General features: G+C 70.5%; 26 protein-coding genes and 1 pseudogene. 10 read left to right on the top strand and 17 right to left on the bottom strand.

Annotated features, from left to right (window positions below):
• The first annotated feature begins 99 nt into the window (after positions 1–99).
• From IL992_RS01560 to IL992_RS47465, 5 genes are all read left to right on the top strand, one after another.
• On the top strand, positions 100–1,143 hold the full coding sequence (locus IL992_RS01560) for a LacI family DNA-binding transcriptional regulator (protein WP_193201486.1): 1,044 nt from the start codon (positions 100–102) through the stop codon (positions 1,141–1,143).
• Between the two features lie 37 nt (positions 1,144–1,180).
• Positions 1,181–2,428 carry a sugar ABC transporter substrate-binding protein gene (locus tag IL992_RS01555; RefSeq protein WP_193201485.1) on the top strand — a complete coding sequence of 416 codons (1,248 nt, stop codon included), beginning with the start codon at positions 1,181–1,183 and terminating at the stop codon, positions 2,426–2,428.
• Between the two features lie 72 nt (positions 2,429–2,500).
• Positions 2,501–3,586: a carbohydrate ABC transporter permease gene (locus IL992_RS01550; protein WP_179154933.1), complete on the top strand. Its 1,086-nt coding sequence runs from the start codon at positions 2,501–2,503 to the stop codon at positions 3,584–3,586.
• Positions 3,583–4,434, top strand: coding sequence for a carbohydrate ABC transporter permease (locus IL992_RS01545; RefSeq protein ID WP_319018257.1), 852 nt, complete (start codon positions 3,583–3,585; stop codon positions 4,432–4,434). Before IL992_RS01550 ends, IL992_RS01545 begins: the two co-directional genes overlap by 4 nt.
• Before the next feature lie 238 nt (positions 4,435–4,672).
• Positions 4,673–4,807, top strand: a complete 135-nt coding sequence (locus tag IL992_RS47465) for a hypothetical protein (protein WP_264294878.1) — start codon at positions 4,673–4,675, stop codon at positions 4,805–4,807.
• 74 nt (positions 4,808–4,881) lie between these two features.
• Here the strand turns inward: IL992_RS47465 and IL992_RS48845 are convergent, their stop codons facing one another.
• The 8 genes and pseudogenes from IL992_RS48845 to IL992_RS01510 form a co-directional block, all read right to left on the bottom strand.
• The gene (locus IL992_RS48845) at positions 4,882–5,115 is read right to left on the bottom strand and encodes an FAD-dependent monooxygenase (RefSeq protein WP_404804720.1); all 234 of its coding nucleotides are present in this window, start codon (positions 5,113–5,115) and stop codon (positions 4,882–4,884) included.
• Positions 5,116–5,123: 8 nt separating this feature from the next.
• Positions 5,124–5,624: pseudogene (locus tag IL992_RS48160) on the bottom strand (FAD-dependent monooxygenase).
• A gap of 80 nt (positions 5,625–5,704) precedes the next feature.
• Complete coding sequence (gene sigJ, locus IL992_RS01535) at positions 5,705–6,595, bottom strand: RNA polymerase sigma factor SigJ (RefSeq protein WP_193201483.1); 891 nt, start codon at positions 6,593–6,595, stop codon at positions 5,705–5,707.
• Positions 6,592–7,794, bottom strand: a complete 1,203-nt coding sequence (locus tag IL992_RS01530) for an NAD(P)/FAD-dependent oxidoreductase (RefSeq protein WP_193201482.1) — start codon at positions 7,792–7,794, stop codon at positions 6,592–6,594. The genes sigJ and IL992_RS01530 overlap by 4 nt, the downstream gene beginning before the upstream one ends.
• Positions 7,795–7,888: 94 nt before the next feature.
• Complete coding sequence (locus tag IL992_RS01525) at positions 7,889–8,344, bottom strand: hypothetical protein (RefSeq protein ID WP_193201481.1); 456 nt, start codon at positions 8,342–8,344, stop codon at positions 7,889–7,891.
• Positions 8,341–8,739, bottom strand: coding sequence for an SgcJ/EcaC family oxidoreductase (locus IL992_RS01520; RefSeq protein ID WP_193201480.1), 399 nt, complete (start codon positions 8,737–8,739; stop codon positions 8,341–8,343). The genes IL992_RS01525 and IL992_RS01520 overlap by 4 nt, the downstream gene beginning before the upstream one ends.
• Before the next feature lie 122 nt (positions 8,740–8,861).
• Positions 8,862–9,461, bottom strand: coding sequence for a PadR family transcriptional regulator (locus IL992_RS01515; RefSeq protein WP_193201479.1), 600 nt, complete (start codon positions 9,459–9,461; stop codon positions 8,862–8,864).
• Positions 9,462–9,562: 101 nt separating this feature from the next.
• Positions 9,563–10,069: an HAD domain-containing protein gene (locus IL992_RS01510; RefSeq protein WP_319018256.1), complete on the bottom strand. Its 507-nt coding sequence runs from the start codon at positions 10,067–10,069 to the stop codon at positions 9,563–9,565.
• 241 nt (positions 10,070–10,310) lie between these two features.
• Between IL992_RS01510 and IL992_RS01505 the strand changes: the two genes are divergently transcribed.
• Together IL992_RS01505 and IL992_RS01500 are read left to right on the top strand one after the other, a co-directional pair.
• The gene (locus IL992_RS01505; protein ID WP_193201478.1) at positions 10,311–11,099 is read left to right on the top strand and encodes a type I restriction enzyme HsdR N-terminal domain-containing protein; all 789 of its coding nucleotides are present in this window, start codon (positions 10,311–10,313) and stop codon (positions 11,097–11,099) included.
• Positions 11,100–11,118: 19 nt separating this feature from the next.
• A complete protein-coding gene (locus IL992_RS01500) occupies positions 11,119–11,322 on the top strand; it encodes a hypothetical protein (protein WP_193201477.1) in 204 nt (67 codons plus the stop codon).
• Between the two features lie 18 nt (positions 11,323–11,340).
• On the opposite strand, the gene IL992_RS01495 is transcribed toward IL992_RS01500, so the two are convergent.
• Entirely contained in the window at positions 11,341–11,568 is a 228-nt protein-coding gene (locus IL992_RS01495; protein ID WP_193201476.1) for a hypothetical protein, read from the bottom strand.
• Between the two features lie 166 nt (positions 11,569–11,734).
• Here IL992_RS01495 and IL992_RS01490 point away from each other — a divergent pair, with 166 nt between their 5' ends.
• On the top strand, positions 11,735–13,075 hold the full coding sequence (locus IL992_RS01490; protein WP_193201475.1) for a helix-turn-helix domain-containing protein: 1,341 nt from the start codon (positions 11,735–11,737) through the stop codon (positions 13,073–13,075).
• Here the strand turns inward: IL992_RS01490 and IL992_RS01485 are convergent.
• On the bottom strand, positions 13,065–13,757 hold the full coding sequence (locus IL992_RS01485; RefSeq protein WP_193201474.1) for a hypothetical protein: 693 nt from the start codon (positions 13,755–13,757) through the stop codon (positions 13,065–13,067). The genes IL992_RS01490 and IL992_RS01485 overlap by 11 nt on opposite strands.
• 10 nt (positions 13,758–13,767) lie before the next feature.
• A complete protein-coding gene (locus tag IL992_RS01480) occupies positions 13,768–14,595 on the bottom strand; it encodes an oxidoreductase (protein ID WP_193201473.1) in 828 nt (275 codons plus the stop codon).
• Positions 14,596–14,694: 99 nt separating this feature from the next.
• On the opposite strand from IL992_RS01480, the gene IL992_RS01475 reads away from it, so the two are divergent.
• Positions 14,695–15,597, top strand: coding sequence for a LysR family transcriptional regulator (locus IL992_RS01475; RefSeq protein ID WP_193201472.1), 903 nt, complete (start codon positions 14,695–14,697; stop codon positions 15,595–15,597).
• 4 nt (positions 15,598–15,601) lie between these two features.
• On the opposite strand, the gene IL992_RS01470 is transcribed toward IL992_RS01475, so the two are convergent.
• A complete protein-coding gene (locus tag IL992_RS01470; protein WP_193201471.1) occupies positions 15,602–16,255 on the bottom strand; it encodes an HAD family hydrolase in 654 nt (217 codons plus the stop codon).
• Positions 16,256–16,443: 188 nt separating this feature from the next.
• Between IL992_RS01470 and IL992_RS01465 the strand changes: the two genes are divergently transcribed.
• A complete protein-coding gene (locus IL992_RS01465; RefSeq protein ID WP_193201470.1) occupies positions 16,444–17,235 on the top strand; it encodes a class II aldolase/adducin family protein in 792 nt (263 codons plus the stop codon).
• A 45-nt stretch (positions 17,236–17,280) separates the two neighbouring features.
• Here the strand turns inward: IL992_RS01465 and IL992_RS01460 are convergent, their stop codons facing one another.
• Genes IL992_RS01460 through IL992_RS01440 form a run of 5 tightly spaced genes read right to left on the bottom strand, consistent with a single transcriptional unit; the run spans position 17,281 to position 23,037 of the window.
• Positions 17,281–18,690, bottom strand: coding sequence for a cellulose binding domain-containing protein (locus IL992_RS01460; protein ID WP_193201469.1), 1,410 nt, complete (start codon positions 18,688–18,690; stop codon positions 17,281–17,283).
• Between the two features lie 49 nt (positions 18,691–18,739).
• Complete coding sequence (locus IL992_RS01455) at positions 18,740–20,011, bottom strand: beta-N-acetylhexosaminidase (protein WP_193201468.1); 1,272 nt, start codon at positions 20,009–20,011, stop codon at positions 18,740–18,742.
• A gap of 5 nt (positions 20,012–20,016) precedes the next feature.
• On the bottom strand, positions 20,017–20,835 hold the full coding sequence (locus tag IL992_RS01450) for a carbohydrate ABC transporter permease (protein WP_193201467.1): 819 nt from the start codon (positions 20,833–20,835) through the stop codon (positions 20,017–20,019).
• The gene (locus tag IL992_RS01445; RefSeq protein ID WP_193201466.1) at positions 20,832–21,776 is read right to left on the bottom strand and encodes a carbohydrate ABC transporter permease; all 945 of its coding nucleotides are present in this window, start codon (positions 21,774–21,776) and stop codon (positions 20,832–20,834) included. Before IL992_RS01445 ends, IL992_RS01450 begins: the two co-directional genes overlap by 4 nt.
• A gap of 1 nt (position 21,777) precedes the next feature.
• Positions 21,778–23,037 carry a sugar ABC transporter substrate-binding protein gene (locus IL992_RS01440; protein ID WP_193201465.1) on the bottom strand — a complete coding sequence of 420 codons (1,260 nt, stop codon included), beginning with the start codon at positions 23,035–23,037 and terminating at the stop codon, positions 21,778–21,780.
• Positions 23,038–23,095: the final 58 nt, after the last annotated feature.

Below are 23,095 nucleotides of genomic sequence, written 5' to 3'. Positions count from 1 at the left end.
GTCGCCGGGGGTGCACATTGCGAAACACTCAGTTTATTTTGATCGATCTAATCATGCCTTACTCCTCCTTGAACGTTCAAACCCCTAGAAGGGCAGGACATGACCGAAAAGGTGACGATCGCCGATGTGGCCCGGCTCGCCGGCGTGTCACGCCAGACGGTCTCGAACGTCCTGAACAGCCCCGACGTCGTGCGCGAGGAGACCAGGCAGCGGGTGCTGCGGGCGGTGGAGGAGCTGGGCTACCGGGTCAACCAGGCGGCCCGCCAGATGCGCACCGGCCGGTCCCGGCTGATCGCCATCCGGATCGAGCCCGACCGGGACGGCATCAACGGCTCGGTGCTCGACCGCTTCCTGCACGGCCTGACCGAGTCGGCGGCGCGGTCCGGCTACCGGGTGCTGCTCTACACGGCCGACGACGACCAGGCCGAGGTCGACACGTTCGAGGACCTGCTCGGCGCGTACGAGCCGGACGCGTTCGTGCTGACCAGCACCCACCACGGCGACCTGCGGACGGCCTGGCTGCTGGACCACAAGGTGCCGTTCGTCACCTTCGGACGACCCTGGAGCGCGAACTCCACGGGCACCTCCCATGCCTGGGTGGACGTGGACGGCGCGGCCGGCACTGCCGCGGCGACCCGCCACCTGCTCGACACCGGCCATCGCGTGATCGGCTTTCTCGGCTGGCCGTCCGGCTCCGGGGTCGGCGACGACCGCCGCGAGGGGTGGGCGCGCACGCTCGCCGCGGCGGGCGTGGACCCCGCCGGCCTGAGCCGGGCCACCAGCGACGGCGTGGCCGACGGCGAGAAGGCCGCCCACGACCTGCTGCGGTCGGACCTCGGGGTGACCGCGCTCGTCTGCGCCAGCGACTCGCTCGCGCTCGGCGCGCTGCACGCCGCCCGCTCCCCCGGCCTCGCCTGGCGGCCGGGCAGCGACGCGGCGGAACGGCCGGTCGCGGTGATCGGCTTCGACGACACGCCGGTGGCCAAGGCCGTCGGCCTGACCAGCCTGAGCCAGCCGCTGGCGCAGGCCGCCGCGCACTGCGTGGCGCTCCTCACCACACTTCTCGACGGCCAGACGGACCCCGGCGAACCGCCGGCGAACGTGCTGCTCGAACCCTCGCTGGTCGTCCGCCAGTCGGCGTGAACCGGCGCGTCCCCCTCAACGAAGATCGGGAATCCTCATGAAGAACAGAACCGTACGGACGGCGGCGCTCGGCGCCGCCTGCGCCGCCCTCCTTGCCTCGGCCGCCTGCGGCAGCGGTTTCGACGACGACAAGGCGGCCGCTCCCGCCCAGCAGAGCAGCGGCCCCGCCGAGCTGCAGATCCTCATCGGCTCCTCGGGCGACGCGGAGACCACCGCGGTGAAGGACGCCGCCGCGGCCTGGGCGACGAAATCGGGCTCGAAGGCGACCGTGACCCCGGCGCAGGACCTCGCCCAGCAGCTCGGCCAGGCGTTCGCGGGTGACAACCCGCCCGACGTGTTCTACGTGGACGCCTCCCGGTTCGCCGACTACGCCAGCGTGGGCGCGCTGGAGCCGTACGCCGACAAGCTGTCCGGGGCGTCGGACTTCTACCCGAGCCTGCGCACCACGTTCACCTACGACGGCAAGTTCTACTGCGCGCCGAAGGACTTCTCCACCCTCGCCCTGGTGATCAACGACGACCTGTGGGCCAAGGCCGGGCTGGGCGAGGGCGACGTGCCGACCACCTGGGACCAGCTCACGGCGGTGAGCGAGAAGCTCAAGGCCAAGGGCGTCACGCCGCTCGCGATCGGCGACACACGCGACCGGGTCGGCGCGTTCCTGGTGCAGGCGGGCGGCTGGATCACCAGCCCCGACGGCAAGCAGGCGACGGCGGACACCCCGGAGAACCTCAAGGCCCTCGAGTACGTCCAGTCGCTGCTCAAGGACAAGCTCGCCCAGTTCCCCAGCCAGCTCGACGCGGGCTGGGGCGGTGAGGCGTTCGGCAAGGGCAAGGCCGCGATGACCATCGAAGGCAACTGGATCAAGGGCGCCCTCAAGGCCGACTTCCCGGACGTGAAGTACAGCGTGCACGAGCTCCCGGCCGGGCCCAAGGGCAAGGGCACGCTGTCGTTCACCAACTGCTGGGGCATCTCGGCCAAGAGCAAGTACAAGCAGCAGGCGATCGACTTCGTCGAGGCGATGACCACCGTCGACCAGCAGATGGCCTTCGCCAAGGCCTTCGGCGTCATGCCCTCGCGGCAGTCGGCGAAGGGCGCCTACACCAAGGAGTTCCCCGCCGACGGCCCGTTCGTGAACGGCGCCGACTACGCCCAGGGCCCGGTCAACGCGCCGAAGATGGACAGCGTCCTGGCCGACTTCGACACCGGCATCCAGAAGCTCACCTCCAGCGACCCGAAGGCGCTGCTGGAGCGTCTGCAGAAGAACACCCAGGCCGCCCTCGGCTGACGCGAGAGCCGACGCGAGACGACGGGCCCCGGCCGGTGACGGCCGGGGCCCCGCCGACCGGAAGGAGTGACCGTGGCCGACACCGCACCCGCACGGGCCACGCGGCCCGGGCCCCGGCTGAGTGCCGCCGTGCGGGAGAACATCGCGGGCTGGCTGTTCGTGGCGCCGGTGGTGGTGATCCTGGGCCTGTTCATGCTGCTGCCGATCCTGATGGCGATGTGGGTCAGCCTCACCGACTGGAACGGCCAGGGCAGCCCGTTCCGCTCGGGCGTGCCGTTCGTGGGGACGGAGAACTACACCCGGCTGTTCACCGAGGACGGCCTGGCCCGCCAGGACTTCATGACGAGCGTGCGCAACAACTTCTACTACGTCGCGATCGTCGTGCCGGCCCAGACGGTCCTGGCGCTGGGCCTCGCCCTGATCGTGAACAGCCGGATGCTGAAGGGGAAGACGTTCTTCCGCGCCGCGTTCTTCTTCCCCTCGGTCACCAGTTCGGTGGCGATCAGCGTCGTGTTCCTGTTCATCTTCGCCAACTCGGGCGCCGTGACCAGCCTGCTGAAGCTGTTCGGGATCGACGGCCCGCAGTGGTTCTCCGACTCGCGGGGCGTGCTCCACCTGCTGCTCGGTGGGCTCGGCCTGGTCGACCCGGCCGACCCGCCGGCGGCGCTGACGGACGGCGGGCCGTTCGGGCTCTCGTGGTGGGAGTGGCTGTCCGGGCCCAGCGTGGCGATGTGCACGATCATCATGCTGGTCGTATGGACGACGTCTGGAACGTTCATGTTGATGTTCCTGGCCGCCCTCCAGGACATCCCGGTGACGCTGGAGGAGGCCGGCATGCTCGACGGGGCCGGGCGCTGGCAGCGGTTCCGGCACATCACGCTCCCGCTGCTGAAGCCCACGCTGTTCCTGGTGCTGACGCTCGGCCTCATCGCGACCTGGCAGGTCTTCGACCAGGTCTACGTGATGAGCCAGGGCAACCCGGCCAAGACCACCCTCACCCCGGCCTTCCTGTCGTACCAGACGGCCTTCCGGAGCTTCGAGTACGGCTCGGGGACGGCCATCTCGTTCGTGTTGTTCGCCATCATCGTCGTGCTCGCGCTGGTCCAGCGGTGGATCATGCGCGACCGCGACCCCGCCCGCCGTACGAGGAGGTCGTGACCGTGCACCGCCGGGACCCCCGCTCGCTCGCCTCCACCTTCGCGGGCTACTTCGTGCTGGTCTTCTTCGCGCTGGTCTTCCTCTACCCGTTCGTGATCCAGGTCGCGAACTCGTTCAAGACCGAGCCTGACGCCGCCGCGAACGCGCTGTCGCCCATCCCCCACCCCTTCACCACCAGCGGTTACGAGAAGGTCTTCCTCAACACCGACCTGCCCCTCTGGCTGGGCAACTCGGTGCTGGTGACGATCCTGGTCACCGCCGGGCGGGTGCTGCTGTGCTCGATGGCCGGGTACGCGCTGGCACGGATCCGCTTCCGCGGCCGCAAGGCGCTGTTCTCCGCGGTCATCGGGGTCATGGCCGTGCCGCCCGTGGTGCTGTTCGTGCCGAAGTTCCTGGTGCTCAACCAGTTCGGCCTGTACGACAGCTACACGGCTCTGATCCTGCCCCTGATCGTGGACGCCGCGGGCGTCTTCATCATGAAGCAGTTCTTCGAGTCGGTCCCGGTGAGCGTGGAGGAGGCCGCACGCATCGACGGCGCGGGGGTGTGGCGGACCTTCTGGTCGGTGGTGCTGCCGATGGCGCGGCCGGCCCTGATCACCCTCACGATCATCTCCTTCCAGGGAAGCTGGAACGAGTTCGCGCACACGCTCGTGGCGGTGCAGAGTCCGGAACTGTTCACGCTGCCGCGAGGGATCGCCGACCTGGTGAGCGGCTCGCTCGGCAAGGGCACGCAGTATCCGCTCAAGCTGGGCGCCGCCGTGCTCGCCACGGTCCCGGTGGCGGTCATCTTCGTGGTGTTCCAGCGCTACTTCGTACGCGGCGCGAACGAGGGCGCGGAGAAGGGCTGACGCCCTGCCGACGTCCCCCGGACCGGCCCCCGGCCGGGCCGGTCCGGGGATCTCTTTCAGTGGCCGTCGAGCAGGCGGACCGGGCAGCCCGGCTGAGCTGAGTGGAGCGGGATTTGCGCACTGATCCGGGGTTGGCGGGGCGGGCTGGTGTACCTGCGCACGGCGAAGGCCGGCCGGGCCGAGCCACGTCGTGAGGGCGGTCCGGAGAGCGTCCGGGTCCGGCCGCTCGCGGGCGCGGGTGACCCAGGCGACATGTCCGTCGGGAGCGGATGAGTACGGCGTCCGCGCCGAGATCGGAGCCCTCGGCAGGACGGGCGCGGACGAGATCGACTCGGTCCGCCCAGCCGTCCACGACCTCGTCGAGCGGCGGTAAACCACCGAGATCCATCCGCCGGCCGAGGAGGTCGTCCGTCCCCTCCATCGGATACCTGATGTCGGTCGCCGTGATCATGCCGGCCAGGCGCAGCCGTGCCTCATCGATGCCGATGAGATCGCCCAGCACCTCGCGCAGCGCGGAGGTGTGATCGTCCACCCGCCAGAGGGCGGTCTGGGCGCGGGTGTTGTGCAGGACGCGGGCGGCGACGGGTGGCGTTCGGCCTGGTAGGTGCCGAGCAGCACATCCGGGGCCTGGCCGCGGACGACGACGGCGAGCTTCCAGCCGAGGTTGACCGCGTCCTGCACACCCGTGTTCAGGCCCTGACCGCCCGCCGACCGCCCGCCGGGAAGTGGATGTGCGCGGCGTCGCCGGCGAGGAGAACCCGGCCCTCTCGGTAACGGCCGGCCTGGCGCGCCGCGTCGCCATGGCGGGAGAGCCGGCGCGGCGAGTGCATGCCCTAATCCGTCCCGGCGATCCTGATCAAGGCCGTGCGGAGGGTCTCCAGGGTCACCGGTTCGTCCCGGTCGGCGACGTGATCGAACTCGTTGGTCAGCACCCGGCGCCAGCCCGCGCCGAATGACAGCACCGAGAAACTGCCGTGCTCGCGCCGCTCCTGGAAGATGTCGTCCGCGGGCGGCTCGGCGAGCTCGATGTCGCCGAGCAGCGCGGTCATCGTGGCCGGGGTGCCGGGGAAGTCGATGCCCGCGAGCCGGCGCACGGTGCTGCGGCCGCCGTCGCAGCCGACGAGGTAGCCGGCCCGCACGCGCGACCCGTCCGCGGGCTCCACCGTGACACCCGTCTCGTCCCCGCTGATCGAGCGTCTCCATCGTCCGTATGTGCAGGCCTCCGGCCCGCGTGACGGACATGCGCGATGGCGACCTCTGCCGCCCGCTCCTACCGGCTGATCTGACGCGGCACCGCCACCGCGAGAAGTTTGTCCGGGTTCCGGATGGCGTAGAAGTTGGTGATCTTCCCATCGGCGATCTCGATCAGGAAGACCCCTTCCAGGCGCTCGCCGCTGAGGACCATCGCGGGCGTGTTGTTGCAGTTGACCCTCTCGATCCGCAGGTCCGCCAGCCGCTCCAGACGGAACAGGTTCATGAGGACCGCGGCCACCTTTTCCGCGCCCACCACCGGCCGGCGCGCTGCGGTGGTCTTGCCGCCGCTGTCGGCGGTCCAGGTGACGTCCGGCGCGAGCAGCGAGAGCAGCCCTTCCAGGTCACCGGTGGCCGCCGCGGTCATGAACCGCTCGGTGATCCGCGCGGTCGTGGCGGCGTCGGCGGGCTCGAAGCGCTTGCGCCGCGCCCGTACGTGCTCGCGAGCGCGATGCGCCACCTGGCGCACCGTCGCCACGGATTTGCCCACCGCCGCGGCGATGTCGTGGTACTCGAAGCCGAACACCTCGCGCAGCACGAACACCGCACGCTCATCGGGGGTGAGCGTTTCGAGTAGGACGAGCATCGCCATCGACACCGACTCGGCGAGCAGCACATCGGTCGACGCGTCGTTCTCGTCGAGCAGCAGCGGCTCGGGCAGCCACGAGCCGATGTAGTCCTCGCGACGGCGCGCGCTCGTCCGCATGGCGTTGAGCGCCTGCCGGGTCACCAGCTGTGCCAGATACGACTTGGTGTCCCGCACCGTCGCGAGGTCGACTTCCGCCCACCGCATATAGCTGTTCTGCAGCACGTCGTCGGATTCGGTCACCGAGCCGAGGATCTCGTAGACGATCGTGAACAGCAGCGGCCGCAACAGGGTGAACCGCTCGGCGTGCTCGTCGGTGCTCACGGGGAGGTGACCACCCGCGCGGCGGAGGCCGGCTGCTCAAAACGCGGGCCGCCCTTGGGCCAGGTCATGGAACCCGGCTTGCGCGCCTCGAGGCGGATCCGCTTCGCCACCACGAACTTGCAGGTCACCTCCTTGATCACCGCGCCCATGCGGCCGCCGATGAAGACGTTCACCGCGGTGTCGTCCTTGCGGGCCAGCTGCCGGATCCCCGCGCGCCGGCCGAGGCTGACGCACGCTCCCGTGAAGGCCAGGTCGATCACCGCCGGTTCGGTTCCCGCGATCCGGCTCAGCACGGTGTCGGCGGCCCGTGCCCCGAGCGGCCCGGCGGCGTAGCCGCTCATCCGCAGCGGCTGACCCGACGGCGCGGCGGCGTCGCCGGCCGCGACGACGCGATCGTCGTCGACGCTGGTCAGCGTCTCGTCGGTGAGCAGCCGGCCGAGCGCGTCGGTACGCAGCCCGCTCGCGGCGGCCAGCGCCGGCACGCCGAAACCGGCCGTCCAGATGGTGAGCGCGCTCGGACGCACCCCGCCATCGGCGGAACCGTCGGAAAGGACGACCGCGTCCGGCCGCACCTGGCTCACCGCAGCGGCCTCGAGCACGGCGACACCGTGCCGGGTCAGCCATTTGGCGATGTATCGGCGGCCAGGTGCGCTGAACGTCGGGGCCAGGGCGCGGCCGCACACCAGCGTGACCCTGCGTCCTTGCTCGGTCAGCTCGGCGGCCGTCTCTATGCCGGTCAACCCGCCGCCGATCACGGTGACCGGAGCATCGAGGGGCAACTCCTCCAGCCTGGCGCGCAGCCGCCGCGCGGATTCCAACTCAGCGATGTCGAACGCGAATTCGCCCGCGCCGGGCACCGATGAGGGTGTCGCCGCCGTGCTGCCGACCGCGTAGATGACGTAGTCGTAGTCCAAGGTACGACCCGACGCCAGCCGTACCCTGCGCGCGGCGGTGTCGATGCGCGTGCCGCTGTCGACGACCAAGCGGACGCCCTCGCCGAGCAGCGTGCCGTAGTCGATCGTGGCGTCGCCGGTACGGGCCACGAACTGGTGCAGCCGGATGCGTTCGACGAACTCCGGACGGGGGTTGACCAGGGTGACGTCGACGTCATCGCGCGCCCGCAGGCGATTGGCCGCGAGCGTTCCGGCGTAACCGCCACCGATGACCACGACCTTGTGGAGCGTGTTGTGTTCGGTCATGCCCTCAGGACACCGCTGATCACTGAGACGTGACATCACGCGATGTGACAGACGTCACTTCCCGTAGCGCGGGCACATCCACTCCGGGACCTCTTCAGCGCCTGTCCAGCAGGCGGGCCCGGCAGTTCAGCTCGGCGCCCACCCGGTCGAGCAGTACGGCGAAGCCGTCGCGCGTCCGCGGACCGAGCTGCCGGAAGAACCCGTTGACGAGGGGCACTCCCCAGCGCAGGCTCTCGGCCACGTTGCGGACCTGGTGGACGAGCAGCGTGCCGGTCGGATCGGGCGCGAGGCGGTATTCGCCCCGATACCACCAGCCGCCCTGCGTGGCCAGCAGGTCCGGGCCCACCTCGACCGTCATCGTGTGGCCGGGCGCGGCGAGCACGAACCGGTCCGGCCCGCCCGTGAGCGTCCCGCCGTGCTCCGCCAGCGGGAAGCAGTTGTCACGCCCCACCGGCCCCGGCCGTACGTGCAGGAGCAGGCCGGCCACGCGCTCGACCGGCGCCTCGACCACGCCGCGCACCTCGCACAGAAGGGTTCCCGCGGACGTCACGGCGTGCCGATCCGCGTGTTCTGGAACGACGCGAAGCGCCAGCCGTCACCCTCCCTGACCGCGGTGAACGTCATGATCGAGTCGCGGCCCGGGCCGGCCGTGCCGTCCGGCAGGGCCGAGCCCCCGGTGGTCACGACCAGCGCCACGTCCGGGCTCAGGAAGCGGATCTTCCGCAGTGGCGGCGCGGTGGCGGGCCCGCCCAGCCGGGACCCCTTCAGCGGGCCCTCGAACAGCGCCCGGTGGCTGTCCTCGATGGCCCGGCGGCCCTCCATCCGGGCCCCGAAGTACGTCACGTAGTCGGCGTCCTCCGTGAACGTCCCGGCGAAGGCGGCGGCGTCTCCGTCATTCCAGGCCGCGGTCAGCGCGTCGAGCAGGCGGTGGATGTCGTCGGACATGGTGTGCGGCTCCTCTCGGATGACCGCGAAGCCGCCTATCCTTCGGAGTGCGAGCCCTGATCGGCCGCTTCGCGGTGGTCGGGTCCGGCGCCGGCCGGATGTTGGCGCATCCGGCCGGCGCGTCACTGTCGGTCGAGCTGTCCGCTGTTCGAATCGGCGCTCCAGGAGATCTGGCCGGACCGGATCTCGGCGAGGGTCGCGCGGACCCACTCCAGCTCGGCGGCCTTCATCGCCCGGTCGTACTCCACTTCCAGGACCAGCACGCGCGGCAGGCCGGATCCGGTGAGCGCCGCGATGTGCGCGTCGGCGGAGACGATCGCGCCCTCCAGCGTGGCGGCACGGGTGCTCAGCGCCCGCTCCGCCTCGGGAACAGGAAGGCATCCCATCAGCGACACCGCGGCCAGGAAGACCTTGGTGTCGCCGTCCGGCTGTTCCAGGAGGCGGCGGAGCCGGGTGCTCAGCTCGGCCCGCCCCTCCTCGGTCACCCGGTAGACCGTACGCTCCGGCCGGCGGCCCTCCCTGCTGGTCTCCACGGGGGCGATGAGCTCCTCGCGGGCCAGCCGGTCGACCGCGTGGTAGAGGCTGCGCGGCAGGCCGCCGATGTAGTCCTTGTGCGTGTCGATGACGAACCGGTGCAGCTCGTAGGGATGGGCGGGCCGTACGGACAGCAGGGCGAGCACCGTCAGCCCGACCAGGTCCCTGTCCGCCCGTCCTCGTGCCATCACTCCCCCATTGCCTTATTGCAATCCGCACTATAGCGAGATGCACCTGAAGCGGAAAGCCCCCACCCGGAGGCCGACGCGCGAGACGGCGACCCAATCAGCTACAGCTGCGCCAACCAGTCGGCGATCGCCACGAAATCGACATGGGTCAGCCCGCGACGAGGATCAACGCGATGGAGGAGCGCCTGTCCGTGATGATGCAGGGACATCCAGGCACGATCAGCCTGAGTGATTTCGTCGTCGACCCAGACGAACGGGCGCTCACCCGCCCAGGCGACCAGGCCGCGAGTCTTCCAGTGCACCGGCCCACCCTCATCCGAGTCCGGCCAGTCCACCACCGGCAGCTCAGGCAGGCCGAGCAAGGGGCTGATCACCTCGTTCGCATCGGCCATCCAGGTCGTCGCCCACACGATGTCGCACGGCAACGACAGCCGTGCCCCGTTCCGGGGATCGATCCTCGCCAGCAGCGGGTTGGCCCCTTCCGGTAGCGATGACCACGCCGCCCGGTCGCCTGGGTGCTCCCGGAGGCGCCACTCGGGGACCCCGAACGGAATGAGCGGACCGTCGACGTCGAGAAACAGCAAAGGACGGTCGGTGAGATCCGGCACCGACTCAGGATAGCGGGGCCGCTGACGCGGAAGGCGCGCTCGACGAAGCGGCAGCAGCACCGCAGGCTCACATGACAGACATTTCCCAATAAAGCGGCATTAGGTCGAAATAGTCGGCATTGTTCTTTGTTGCCGAACAGATATTTACAGCGGTAATCATTCGGGAGCGGAAACGCGTCCAACACCGTTACACCCGTGACCACGAAACGGCCCGAGCCGCAGCGAGGAGAAGGTGCACCCGATGAATGATCAGACCTCCGAGGCCCTTGCCGCACCCGATGCCACCCCGGCCGCCATCAGGAATGAGAGCGACGCGCGCGGGACCCGGAAGGCGTCCGCCACGCCGCGGACCATGCCGAAGTGGGAATCCGAGGCGCGCAATCGCATTCGCACCGCGATCCGCCGGTACGGCAAGCCGCTCAGCGACCTCGTCGCCCGCGACGCCAACGAGGGCGACACCCGGCTGCTCGTCACCGATTTCCTCTGCGAAGGACTGGGATACGACAAATACGAAGACCTCACGACCGAATACCAGGTCAAAGGAGAATTCGCCGACTACGGCATACGCGTGGACAAGCAGCTCGCCGCGTTCATCGAGGTCAAGCGGTGCACGCAGAAACTGGGCGTCAAACACCTGCGGCAGGTGCAGATGTACGCGGTGAACGAGGGCGTCGAATGGATGGTGCTGACGAACGGGCAGGTGTGGCAGGTCTACCACCTCACCGGCGGCCTCCCCGTCGTCATCGATCTGGCCCTGGAGGTCGATCTCCTGGACGAAGGCGGGCTCGGCGGGAAGGCCGACGCGCTCTTCTACCTCAGCAAGGAGGCGTTCAAGCGCCGCCTCATAGACGACCTCTGGAAGGCCCGCGCGGCGACGGCCCCGAAGTCTCTCGTCCGAGTTCTTCTCACGCCGGTGATCCTCGACGCCGTACGGAAGGAACTGCGGCGGCAGACGGGACACAATGCGGACGAGAAGGAGATCGAGCGCATCCTCCAGACGGAGGTCCTTCGGGCCGATCTCCTCGTCTGAACAGCGGAGGGCCGGGCGGATGGACCTGTTGCAGATCAAATTCTGGGAAGCGGACGACTACCGGCCGGGCACGAAGGGGCACGAACGCCGGTGCAGTTGGGGTGGGTCGTCGTGTCCGTCGCCGGCCGAGTTCACCGTCACCGATCGCGCAGGCGCCGACAACGGCGCCTGCGCGGTCCACGTCGTCGACTACATCAGAGACCGTCTCCGGCACGGCCGCTGACCGCGCCGCGGCCCCCGGTCACCCGGCGGCGGCGGGGTCGGCGGCGAACTCGGCGATCAACTCGGCCTGAGCGGCCAGAGCGGCGGCGAGGGCCTCGGGGTCGTCGGCGTCGAGCGTCATCGCGCATCCCATGCGGATCGCGTCGAGGTCCACCGGCCCGCGCCTGGTCGCCCACCAACGGCCGACGTCCGACCGCCAGATGATCCAGCCGGTATGGACCCGTGCGATGTCCTCCAACGTGGTCATGTCACCCATCTCCAACGGCTGCTCGCGGAAGTGGGCCAAGCTAAGCGCTTTTAGAGCGGTTGGAGTATCAGCCAGAGGACGTCCAATCACAACCAGTAGCCACGCGAACACGGAATCTCCCGTAGTGTCAGCGTGTCACGCTGACGCAGTGTGCTGGGGGTGCGACATGCCGGCCAACCACCGCCATCCGCCGAACCGCCAGCTCGCGTGGGAACGCCTGCAGCGCGGGTGGTCCTACGAGGAGCTGTGCGAGCGCATCCGTACGTCCATGCGGTCGTGCGACGAGAAGGACACCGGCCTGACGGCCAACACGGTGCGGCGGTGGGAGACCGGCGAGCGGTGGCCGGATCCGCGCTACCGCAAGCATCTCGTGACGATTTTCGACAAGCCCGCGAGCGAGCTGGGACTGCTCACCCCCGACGAGATGGCCATGCGGCCCGTCACGGAGGTGGTGGACGAGATACGGAGGCTGCTGAGCATGATCGTCGCAGAAGGCATCGACCGCTCCACGTTCCTACGGGGGCTCCTCAGCGCGGGCGTGCTCGCTCCGCTCCTCGGTGAGGGCGGCGAGCGTCTTCCCGCGGCGGTGGAACGCGGGCGCGGGGTCGACGCCGAGTCGGCCGAGGCGTTCGCCCGGGTCGTCGACAAGCAGGCCGCCCTCTACTGGACCTCGCCGCCGGACGACATCTTCCAGGCGTCGGTCGCGCACACCCGGCTCGGCATGAGCCTGCTGCGTGCGGCGCCGGAGGGAGCGGTCAGGCAGACGCTGGCCGAGGCGGCCGCGCGCTCGGCCCTGCTGTCGGGCAGGGTCGCCTTCTTCGACCTGAACGACAGCCCCACCGCCGCGCGGCTCTACCGGATGGCCCTGTCTGCCACCCGGGAGTGCGGCGACCATCCGCTCGCCGCCGCCGTGCTCGCCCACGCGGCGTTCGTGCCGGGGTTCGAGGGCAACCGTACGGACGCCCTGGGCCTGCTGGACGCGGCCTTCGCGCACGCCTGGCACGGCGTCGGCCCGCTGACCAGGGCGTGGCTGCACTGCGTGGCGTCGGAGATCTCGGCCCGCTGCGGCGAGCCGAAGGAGTGCATGCGCCACATCGACCGTGCCGACCACATGGTGGACGCGGGCGGCGACGACCCGCACTGGCTGGACTTCTTCGAGCGGGCCCGGCTCGACGGCTTCGCCGGCTACAGCGCGCTGACGGCGGGCAACCACGAGGAGGCGGCCCGCCGGCTGCGCAAGGCGCTCGACGACCTGGGCCCGAACGGCGGCAAGCAGCGCTCGGTGCTGCTCGCCGACCTCGCCGCCGCCCACGCCCCCACCGACGGCGATCAGGCCGCCGAACACCTCAGGCAGGCGGTCGAGGCGCTCGAGGACCAGTGGTACGTGATCGGGCACGACCGCGTTCGCGGCGTGCTGAAGGTCCTGCCGCCCGCGGCGGACACCCGGGCACTGAACGAACGGCTGACCGACCTCGGCCGCTCCAGGCACCCCGAGCTCACGATGTGACCGCGGCCCCCGCCCGCCACGCCGCGCGCAGCGCCTCGATCTCGGCCGGAGAGCTCTCGCGGGCGATGAACGGGATGTCCAGCAGGTGTCGCGTCGCGGCGGCGGACAGGCGTTCGCGCACGACGGCGGAGTCGTCGAGCACCTGGCGGTAGAGCGACGCCCCGTCCATGCAGAAGACGTCGACGAGCACGATCCTCCCGTCCACCGCCCGGCGGACGTTGCCGTGGTTGAGGTCGATCCCGTCCCACCACGGCATCCGCGCCCGCCATTCCTCGTCCACGGCGAGGGCGGTGCGCCGTACGGCGTCGAACGCCTCGTCGCCCGCCCCCTCGCGCCACCGCCGGGCGACCTGCGCCGCCTCGGCCTGCTCGGCCGGAGCCAGGAACTCCAGGACCGTGAGCGAGCCGCCGCCGTCGAGTGCCTCCGTGAGCGCCACCCGCGGCAGGTGCGGGTTGCCGGGGCAGCGGCGGCACAGCTCCAGGAAGGCGGGGTACGCCGGGTCGAAGGGGCAGATCCGCGCCGCGAGCAGGCCCCCCGGCGAACGCAGCCCGACGGCCCAGTCACCCACCCCGCACGGCGTCCAGCCGAGCCCGACGAGGTCGGCCAGCGCGTCCCGGTGGGTAGCGGTCCCCCATGCCCGGCCGAGCAGTGGCACGAGGTCATCGTCATGATCAGCGGTCACCCCGGCAACTCTAAACGCTCATCGCTCGGCTGAGCTTCTCCCAGCCGTCCAGGTCCGCGCGGAGCATGTCGTGGTGGGCCCGAATGCCGTCGACCGCGTCGTCGCCCAGGGCGAGCCGCAGCGGAGGCTCGTCGTGGTCGAGGACCTGGAGGATCGCCTGCGCGGCCTTGGCCGGGTCCCCCGGCTGGGTGCCGTCCATGTCGTCCACCGACGCCCGGGTCGCGCCCGTCGACACCTGGTAGGCGTCGATCGGCTCCGAGCGGTGCATACGATGGCCGCCGAACTCGGTGCGGAACGCGCCCGGCTCCACGATCAGCACTCGTACGCCGAAGGGCGCGACCTCGGCGGCGAGCGCTTCCGACAGTCCCTCCAGGGCGAACTTGGCGGCGCAGTAGGCGCCGAACCCCGGCATGCTGAGCTGTCCGCCCATCGAGCTCATCTGGACGATCGTCCCGCTCCCCTGCCTGCGCAGATGCGGCAGGACCGCCTTGGTCACGGCCACCGCTCCGAAGAACATGACCTCCATCAGCGCGCGCAGATCGGCCATGTCGAGCTCTTCGACGGCTCCCACCGACCCGTGGCCGGCGTTGTTCACCACGACGTCGATCCGGCCGAACGCCGACAGGGTCTCGGCCACCGCCGCGTCGACGGACGCGGCGTCGGTGACGTCCAGCCGGGCGGTGCGCACCCGCTCGCCGCCCGTCTCCACCAGGTCCGCCAGTGTCTCGGGGCGTCGCGCCGTCGCCATCACCCGGTCCCCCGCGGCCAGAGCGGCCTCGGCCAGCTCCCGGCCGAAGCCCGCCGAGCATCCGGTGATCAACCACACCCGTCCGGTCATGGTCCCACTCCTCGTCTTCGTGATCAGTGCGACCACTCTCCCCCGTGCCGGTCCCCCGCGGCCAACACACGTTCCCTGCAGCGGTTACAGTCAGAGCCTGTGACCCCCGAGCTGCGTCATCTGCGATATTTCGTCGCCGTGGCCGAGCATCTGAGCTTCACCGTCGCCGCACGGGAGCTGCACATCGCCCAGCAGTCGCTGTCGCAGCAGGTCGCGGCGCTCGAACACGCCCTCGGCGCACGGCTGTTCGACCGCGACACCCGGGGCACGCGCCTGAGCGAGGTCGGCCGCGTGTTCCTGCCCGAGGCGCGGGCCGTCCTGACTCGCGCGGACGCGGCCCTGGAGACCGCCCGCAAGGCGGTGCGCGGTGAGATCGGCCGGCTTCGGGTGGCCTTCCTCGTCTCCACCGCGAACTACATGATGCCGCCGGTCGTCCGCGCGTTCCGGGAGCGGTATCCGGACGTCGAACTGCTCGCCGAGGCCGTAGGCATCGCCGACCTGGTGGCGGGCCTGCGCGAGGACCGGTACGACGCGGCGTTCACCCGGCCGCCGCTGGTCGACGACCTGGCGACCGCGACGCTGGTCGCCGAGCCGGTCTGCGCGGTCCTGCCGGTGGGCCACCCGCTCGCCGGGCGGGGCACGCTGCGGCTCGCCGATCTGGCCGGCGAGCCGTGGGTGCTCACCCCGCGCGGCTCGTGGGAGCCGTGGCATCGGAAGTACGACGAGGACTTCCGCGCGGCGGGCTTCGAACCGCGAGTGGTGCAGCGGGCCGACGGCGTGCCGAGCCTGCTCGGCCTTGTCGCCGCCGGCGTCGGCGTGACCCGGCTCGCCCGGTCGGCACACAGCCTGCGGCGCACCGGGGTCGTGTTCGTGCCGCTCACCGATGAGCAGGCCGAGACCGTCATGGCCTGGCATCCCGCACGCGACCGGCAGGCCGTACGGAACCTGCTCGACGTGGCGGCGGAACTGGCCGCCTCGATCGACCTCACCGAGGCCGGCTGAGCGATCAGTCGCCGTTGTGCTTGCGGATCAGGGCGGGCAGCTCGGCCAGCGAGTCGACGTGGAACAGACACGCCCGGGCGGCCCGCTCGTCGCGGAGGATGTGGCCCCACGGACCCCGCCGTACGAGGGCGGTGCGCAGCCCGGCCTTCTGGGCGGGCCGGATGTCGTTGTCGAGGCGGTCGCCCACGTAGAGGACGGACTCCGCCGGGCAGCCGGCCTCCGCCACCACGCGGTCGAAGAAGGACGCGTCCGGCTTCTCCACGCCCCAGCCGTCGGAGGTGCCGATCACGTCCACGGGCAGGTCGAGGGCGCGCAGGATCCCCTCGGCGCGGGCGGTCTGGTTGCCGGCGAGGCCGACACGCAGCCCCATCTCTCGCAGCTCGGCCAGGCAGGGGCGGGCGTCGGGGTAGAGGTTCTCCTCGCCGAACGTCTCGGCCTGACCTTCCCCGGCCCGGCGCTCCCGCTCGGTCTGGAGGTCGAAACCGGGCCGGAAGTGCTGGAAGGTGTCCCGGTAGTCGCCGCCGCGCGCGATCACGGCGCCGAACACGGCCGAGAAGGTGTGCCGCGGGACGCCCAGCCAGTCGGCCCAGGTGCCGTACTCGCGGGTCTCGTCCACCAGGGTCTCTCCGACGTCGAAGAAGACCGCCTCCAGCCGCATCGGTACCTCCCGTCTCTCACGCTGCATGCACCTTACGCGGATTCGGTCGGCCTCCACTGCCCTGTTGGACAGGGCCGAAGCCATCCGAAGCCACGAGGAAACCGAAGATGATTCGGTTCCGGCATGGACAGGAGACGGGGGCCGGAGACAGGCTGGACGGGTACGACTCACGAGCCTTGGGAGCCGCGATGAGCCTGTCCGACCTGCAGCCCGTGCCCGCCGACCAGCTCGCCTTCCGGCTACCGCGGAAATTCGACACCGTGGAGGAGGAGCGGCGCCACCGCAAGGAGCGGCTCGCGGCGGCGCTGCGCCTGTTCGGCAGGCTCGGCTTCGAAGAGGGGGTGGCAGGCCACATCACGGCCCGGGATCCGGAGCACACCGATCACTTCTGGGTGAACCCGTTCGGCATGTCGTTCAAGCGGATCAAGGTCAGCGACCTGATCCTGGTCAACCACGAGGGCCAGGTGGTGGAGGGCCGCTACCACGTCAACCAGGCGGCGTTCGCCATCCACTCGATGGTCCACCAGGCCAGGCCCGACGTGGTCGCCGCCGCCCACTCCCACTCGGTGTACGGCAAGGCCCTGTCGGCGCTCGGCACGCTACTCGAGCCGCTGACGCAGGACGCGTGCGCGTTCTACGAGGACCACGCCCTGTTCGACGACTACACCGGGGTGGTCGTGGAGACCGAGGAGGGCCGCCGCATCGCGCAGGCACTGGGCTCGCACAAGGCGGTGATCCTGCGCAACCACGGGCTGCTGACCGTGGGCGACAGCGTCGAGGCGGCGGCCTGGTGGTTCATCACCATGGAACGCAGTTGCCAGGCGCAGCTCGTGGCCAAGGCCGCCGGGCCGACGGTGCCCATCTCGCACGAGAACGCCAAGCTCACCCACGGCCAGATCGGCAACGACTTCGTCGGCTGGGTCAACTTCCAGCCCCTGCTGGACCAGATCCTCGCCTCCGACCCCGATCTCCTCGATTGACCGGCCTCCCTGGCCCCGGCCGGCGCCGGGGCCAGGGAGGATCGGCTACGGCATCGGCACGGTGTCCTTCCACGTGGTGCCGGAGCTCCGGAAGGCGTTCACCCTGGAGGTGATCTCGGCCGGAGCGACGACCTCGTTCTTGCTGAAGTAGAACCAGTCCACCTGCTGAGTGTAGGCACGCGGAGTGGCGCTGCCCAGCAGCCCGCCGCCGATGAACCAGAGGTTGAAGTTCACCGACTGCGGCGTCTCCGGGTAGTAGTCGCCGCCGTGCTCGGCGAACAGCGTGCCGTCGATGTAGTAACGGACCGTGCCTCCGGAGACCTGCAGCACGAGGTCGTGCCAGCCGGCGTAGCTCGCCGTCCGCTCGGTGTGCGTGTTGACCGCGAGCCAGGGCTCGTTGCGGTAGGTCTCCCAGGTGGTCGTGTACATGATCGGGCCCTGCGCGCCCCAGCCGCCGTTCGGCAGGTATTCGAAGTCCTGCTCGCTGTAGTCCGGGTCGAGGTCGTACGCCAGGGGCGTGATGGTGAAGAACGTCTCCACGATGTTGTCGCCGTCCGGGCCGCTGTCCGGGGCGTCGGCGAACTTCACCCGCGCGGCGTACGTGCCCTCGAAGAACTTGCGCTGGTGCAGGAACTCGGCCTGCGAGGTCCCCCCTGCGGTGCCGTCGGTGGCCGCCCGCAGTTGCAGGGCCTTGTTGCTTCCGCTCACGACGGGGAAGCTGACGTTGGACGCCGGCCAGCTCGCCCCGGGGACGCCGGGGCCGCCGCTGTTGGTCCGCACGGTCCAGTTGTGCGCGGTGATCTGCGGATCGGACGAGGAGGCGTAGGCGAAGTCGTCGAAGACGACCCCGCTGCCGCCGCCAGGCCCGCCCGGTGAAGGCGAGGTGGAAGGCGACGGGGACGGCGAGGGATCGGTCACGCCCGCGGGCGGGACGCCCCACACCAGCGTGCCGCCCTGGTGGACCGTGACCTTGTCCCAGTCGCCGTACGTCGTCCTCGCCGGGCCGAAGGAGTAGTCGTCGCTCTGCCGGATCGTCTGCCAGTCGGAACGGTAGAAGCGCAGTTGCATGTCGCCGGTCGAGGCGCCGGCCGCCAGGCTGCCGGAGGTGAAGCCGACCTCCAGGTAGCGGTCGGCCGTGGCCGTGCCGGGCGAGATCGTCTGGAAGGTCCCGGTGATGGCCGAGCAGGAGACGACCGCCCACGAGCAGGCGAAGCGGTACTGCTGGGTGGGCGAGTCGGCTTTGAAGTAGTAGCGGATCTTCACGGTGTTCAGCGGCACCGCCGTGGTCCCGCTGTTGACCAGGTCGAACCACGGCTCCACCTGGTCGGCGGTGGCGCCGGTGGCGCTGGTCTTGTAGCGCAGGCGCAGCGACTGGGCCGCCTGCGCGGGCAGGGCCACGACCAGCGCGGCCAGCAGGACGGCCGCGAGACCGCCCCATAAGAGCTTTCGTGACACCGCAGTCTTCCTTTCGTGGGGGGTGGACCCTTTCGGGCGGATGCGGAGTTCAGGGGATGACCGGCCCCGGCCGGACCCCCAGGGACTCCAGATGGGGGGTGAGCCTGTGGAGGAAATCGCGGTAGTCCCCCGCCGTGCCCCAGGCCACCTCGGCGAAGGCGCACAGCCGGGGGAAGGCCATCGCCTCGACGCGCTCGGGCGTGGGCATGTACTCGGTCCACAGCTGGCACTGCACGCCGAGGATCCGGCCGGTGGCGCCCTCGGGGGCCGGAGGCGGCGTGAACCCGTAGACGTCGGAGAGGGAGAGCATCCGGCCGTGCGGCCCCGGGGCGTCGGCCGGATAGTCGAAGTAGGTGCTGGTGTGCGGGGCCAGCACGACGTCGAGCCCTTCGAGCGCCGCCCGCGGACCGCTCTCGTGGTCGAGCCAGGTCATCGCCGCCACGCCGGGAGCGCCTCCGGGCCCGTCATACCAGTGGATCGGGCGCCGGCCGCGGGAGGTCACGTACGCGCCGACGGTGGCGATGAACCACGCCCGCGCCGCGTCCGGGCCCGGCAGCCCGAGCCCGGCGATCCGCCGCAGCGCCGCCTCGCTGTGCTCCCACTCGTCCGCCGGGCACTCGTCGCCGCCGAGGTGGACGTACTCTCCGGGGAACAGGTCCATGACTTCGTCGAGCACGTCCCGGCAGAAGCCGATCGCCGCCTCCTCCAGGTTGAACACGTGCGGGCTGATCCCCCACGAGTCCCAGACCGGCAGGTGGCGCGACGGCTGGTTGCCGAGCCAGGGATAGGCGGCGATGGCCGCCTGGGCGTGCCCCGGCATCTCGATCTCGGGCACGATCGTGACGAACCGGTCGGCGGCGTACGACACGATCTCCCGGATGTCCTCCTGGGTGTAGTGCTCCCCGCTGACCTCCGTGAGCCGGGGATAGCGCTTGATCTGCAGCCGCCAGCCCTGGTCGTCGGTCAGGTGGAGGTGCAGCCGGTTGAGCCGGTGGGCCGCGAGCAGGTCGATCAGCCGCAGCACGAAGTCCTTCGGCATGAAGTGTCGGGCGACGTCGAGCATCACCCCGCGCCAGGAGTGCGCGGGCCGGTCGGTGATCCGGCCCAGCGGCGTCTCGGGGCCGAGCGCCGCCAGGGTGCGCAGGCCGTAGAAGCGCCCGGCGGGTCCCCCGGCGGCGAGTTCTGCGCCGTCGGGGGTGACGTCGATCCGATACCCCTCCTCCCCCAGCCGGGGATCGTCGGGCGCGTGCCGCACGAGGCCGTCGTGGAGCGTGACGGTTCCCCCGAGCACGGCCACCTCGCGGGGCCGCGGAATCATCATCTGGGTCATCCCTTCACCGCGCCCGCGATCACCCCGGAGGACACGCGGCGCTGGAGCACGAGGAAGACGAGCAGGACGGGAAGCATGAACAGCGTGGCGGCGGCCATGGTGGCGCCCCAGTCGGTGCCGAAGACGTTGCTGAACCCGGACAGCCAGATCGGCAGCGTACGGTCGCCCTGGTCCTTGATCATGAGGGCGTTGGCGAAGGCGAACTCGTTCCACGCCGTGATGAAGCCGAACAGCGACGTGGACATCAGGCCCGGCGCGAGCAGCGGCAGCACCACCCGGCGGAACGCCTCGGCCCGGCCGCACCCGTCCATCAGCGCGGCCTCCTCCAGCTCCGGCGGGACCGCCGCGATGAAGCCGCGCAACGTCACGATCGTGAACGGCAGCGTCGTGACGAAGTACACGAGCGTCAGCGTCGGCAGCCGGTCGAGCATGTCCGCGTCGCGGGCGATGATGTACACCGGCACGAGCAGCGCCGACCAGGGGGCCGTCTGGGCGACGAAGACCATCAGGAGAAACCCGCGCCGTCCCGTCCAGCGCAGCCGGGCCACGGCGAAGGCGGACGGCAGCGCCACGACCAGCGCGAGCAGCACCGCGCCGGCGGTGACGGCCAGGCTGTTGCGCCAGAACGTCCAGAACCCGGCCGCCCGTACGGCCGTGGCGAAGTGGTCGAGGGTCGGCCGGGCGGGCCAGAACGCCGGGGTCTCGGTGAGGATGTCGACCGTCGGCTTGAACGCGGTGATCACCATCCAGTAGACGGGGAACACCGACACCGCCAGCACACCCAGGGCGGCCAGATTGAGCGTGGCCCTCTTCACGCTCCCTCCTCTCTGAACATGCGGCGCAGGTGGACGACCAGCACGGCGAGCAGCATCAGCACGGTGAGCGTCGAGACGGCCGACCCCAGGTCATACCGGTGCAGCGACTGCGCGATCTGGAACGCGTAGACCGGCAGCGTGGCGGTGGCGCCTCCGGGGCCGCCCTTGCTGATCGCCCAGATCTGCGCGAAGCAGGTGAAGACCCAGATCACCTCCAGCGACGTGATCAGGCCGAACAGCGGCCGCAGGATGGGAAAGGTGACCCGGCCGAAGACCTGCCACGGTCCGGCCCCGTCGATCCTGGCCGCCTCATACAGCTCGCCGGGGATCGTCGTGAGCCCCGCGTAGAGAGTGAGCGCCGCGAACGGCACCGACTGCCAGACGACCAGCGCGACCAGGATCGCGAACGTCGCCCCGCCGTCGGCGAACCACGTGTAGTCGCGGAAGGAGTCGAAGCCGAGGCGGACCAGCAGCCAGTTGACCACTCCCAGGCGCGACTGGAAGAGCCACTGGAAGATCGTGGTCGCGGCGAGCACCGGCGTGGCCCACGTGAGCACCATCCCGCTCATGACCGCCAGCCGCATCCGCCGCCCGAGGTGCGGCAGCATCAGCGCGACGGCCGTGGAGATCACCATGATCAGCACGACGTTGGCGGCGGTCCACAGGAAGGTCCGCCGCACGACCGCCCAGAACTCCGGCCCGCCGAGGGCCTCGGCGTAGTTGGCGAGCCCGGCGAAGTCCGCTCCACCCCTGATCAGCTCGCCCAGCCGGAAGTGCTGGAAGGAGATCACGACGCTGCGCGCCAGCGGGTAGACGAGCAGGCACGCGAAGGCGGCCAGGGCCGGGGCCACCAGCGCGTAGGGCCAGAGCGCGCCTTTTCTGCGGGTTCTCGCCTCGATCACGAGGGCGGGACGGGCCGTACGGGCGAGGGTGCGCGCCATGTCAGGACTTGGTGTTGAGGATCGTGGTGATCACGTCGGAGGCCGCCTTCGCCTCGGAGGCCGCGTCGCCTCCGGTGAGCACCTTGGTCATGTACTCCTTGATGACGTTTCTGGCCTCCACGGCAGCCCAGTTGGGCGAGTTGGGCGTGGCGTGCCCGACCGCGGCCCCCGCCGCCATCGCCGCCGTGGCCTCGTCGCCGCTCAGCACCCCGGCGTACGAGGTGCGGTTGGGCACGTAGCTCATCTCCTTGGCCATGTCGAGCTGGAACTTCTCCCCGGCCAGGGCCTTGACCACCTCGTACGCCTCGTCGGGGTGAGCGGACGCCTCGGGGATGATCAGGTCGGACCCGCCGGTGAAGACGGCGCCCGGCTTGTCGGCGGTCTTGCCGGGGATCGGGAAGAAGCCCAGCTTGCCCTTGAGGTCCGGGTTGGCCTTCTCGATCGCGACCGCGCCGCCGGGGGCGGAGATGATCTGCGCGACGTCGCCCTTGCCGAAGACGTCGGCCTGCGGTGGCCTGGCCTCGTCGGAGTCCCTGGGCCCCTTGCCGAGCGCCTGGAGACGCTGGTAGAACGCCATCCCGGCAAGCGCCTGCGGCGTGTCGAGCACGCCCTTCCAGCGGTCGCCCTCCTTGACGGCGAGGTCGCCGCCCTCGTCCCAGACGAACCCGGCGAACGTGTACCAGTTCTGGCCGGGCAGGTAGATGCCCTGCACGCCGCCCTTGTTCAGCTTCGCGGTGACGTCGATCCACTCGTCGCGGGTCTTCGGCGGGGTGGTGACGCCGGCCTTGGCGAACAGGTCCTTGTTGTAGATGACCACCCGGTTGGCGGCGTACCAGGGGATGCCGTACTGCCTGCCGTCGATCTTCCCCGGCTCGGCCAGGCCGGGCAGCCAGTCGGAGCCGCCCAGGCCGGCGACCTCGCCGGTGAGGTCCCTGACCCCGCCGCTCGCGGCGTACTCGGCGACCTGGGTGTTGCCGACCTCGATGACGTCGGGGGCGTCCTTGCTGGCCAACGCGCTGGTGACCTTCTGCCCGATGCCGTCCCACTCCTGGATCTGGACGTTCAGGGTGATCCCGGGATGCGACCGCTGGAAGTCGTCCGTGAACCGCTTCACGATCGCGTCCGACAGGCTGTCGCGCATGAACCACACGGTCAGCGTGGTCGTGCCGGTCTTTCCGGATGTCCCGGGCTCGGACGCCGAGCCGCATCCGGCGAGCGCGAGGCTGAACGCGGCCGCCGCGGCGAGGAGGCGTAACCTCATCGGTCCTCCCACTGGTCAGTTATTGGTAAACCGTTGAGAGGAGAGTGGTCTTAACCAG

The organism is Microbispora sitophila, assembly GCF_014892245.1.
GTDB classification, from domain to species: Bacteria; Actinomycetota; Actinomycetes; order Streptosporangiales; family Streptosporangiaceae; genus Microbispora; species Microbispora siamensis.
Note: the sequence above shows the minus strand (reverse complement) of the source record. Positions and strands in the feature narration are given on the sequence as shown.

What these genes read in the sequence shown, in the direction of transcription:
- IL992_RS01560 (WP_193201486.1), top strand. Translation starts at nt 100, where the DNA reads ATGACCGAAAAGGTGACGATCGCCGATGTGGCCCGGCTCGCCGGCGTG.
- IL992_RS01555 (WP_193201485.1), top strand. Translation starts at nt 1,181, where the DNA reads ATGAAGAACAGAACCGTACGGACGGCGGCGCTCGGCGCCGCCTGCGCC.
- IL992_RS01530 (WP_193201482.1), bottom strand. Translation starts at nt 7,794, where the DNA reads ATGACCGAACACAACACGCTCCACAAGGTCGTGGTCATCGGTGGCGGT.
- IL992_RS01520 (WP_193201480.1), bottom strand. Translation starts at nt 8,739, where the DNA reads ATGTCCGACGACATCCACCGCCTGCTCGACGCGCTGACCGCGGCCTGG.
- IL992_RS01515 (WP_193201479.1), bottom strand. Translation starts at nt 9,461, where the DNA reads ATGGCACGAGGACGGGCGGACAGGGACCTGGTCGGGCTGACGGTGCTC.
- IL992_RS01505 (WP_193201478.1), top strand. Translation starts at nt 10,311, where the DNA reads ATGAATGATCAGACCTCCGAGGCCCTTGCCGCACCCGATGCCACCCCG.
- IL992_RS01500 (WP_193201477.1), top strand. Translation starts at nt 11,119, where the DNA reads ATGGACCTGTTGCAGATCAAATTCTGGGAAGCGGACGACTACCGGCCG.
- IL992_RS01495 (WP_193201476.1), bottom strand. Translation starts at nt 11,568, where the DNA reads ATGACCACGTTGGAGGACATCGCACGGGTCCATACCGGCTGGATCATC.
- IL992_RS01490 (WP_193201475.1), top strand. Translation starts at nt 11,735, where the DNA reads ATGCCGGCCAACCACCGCCATCCGCCGAACCGCCAGCTCGCGTGGGAA.
- IL992_RS01480 (WP_193201473.1), bottom strand. Translation starts at nt 14,595, where the DNA reads ATGACCGGACGGGTGTGGTTGATCACCGGATGCTCGGCGGGCTTCGGC.
- IL992_RS01470 (WP_193201471.1), bottom strand. Translation starts at nt 16,255, where the DNA reads ATGCGGCTGGAGGCGGTCTTCTTCGACGTCGGAGAGACCCTGGTGGAC.
- IL992_RS01465 (WP_193201470.1), top strand. Translation starts at nt 16,444, where the DNA reads ATGAGCCTGTCCGACCTGCAGCCCGTGCCCGCCGACCAGCTCGCCTTC.
- IL992_RS01455 (WP_193201468.1), bottom strand. Translation starts at nt 20,011, where the DNA reads ATGATGATTCCGCGGCCCCGCGAGGTGGCCGTGCTCGGGGGAACCGTC.
- IL992_RS01445 (WP_193201466.1), bottom strand. Translation starts at nt 21,776, where the DNA reads ATGGCGCGCACCCTCGCCCGTACGGCCCGTCCCGCCCTCGTGATCGAG.
- IL992_RS01440 (WP_193201465.1), bottom strand. Translation starts at nt 23,037, where the DNA reads ATGAGGTTACGCCTCCTCGCCGCGGCGGCCGCGTTCAGCCTCGCGCTC.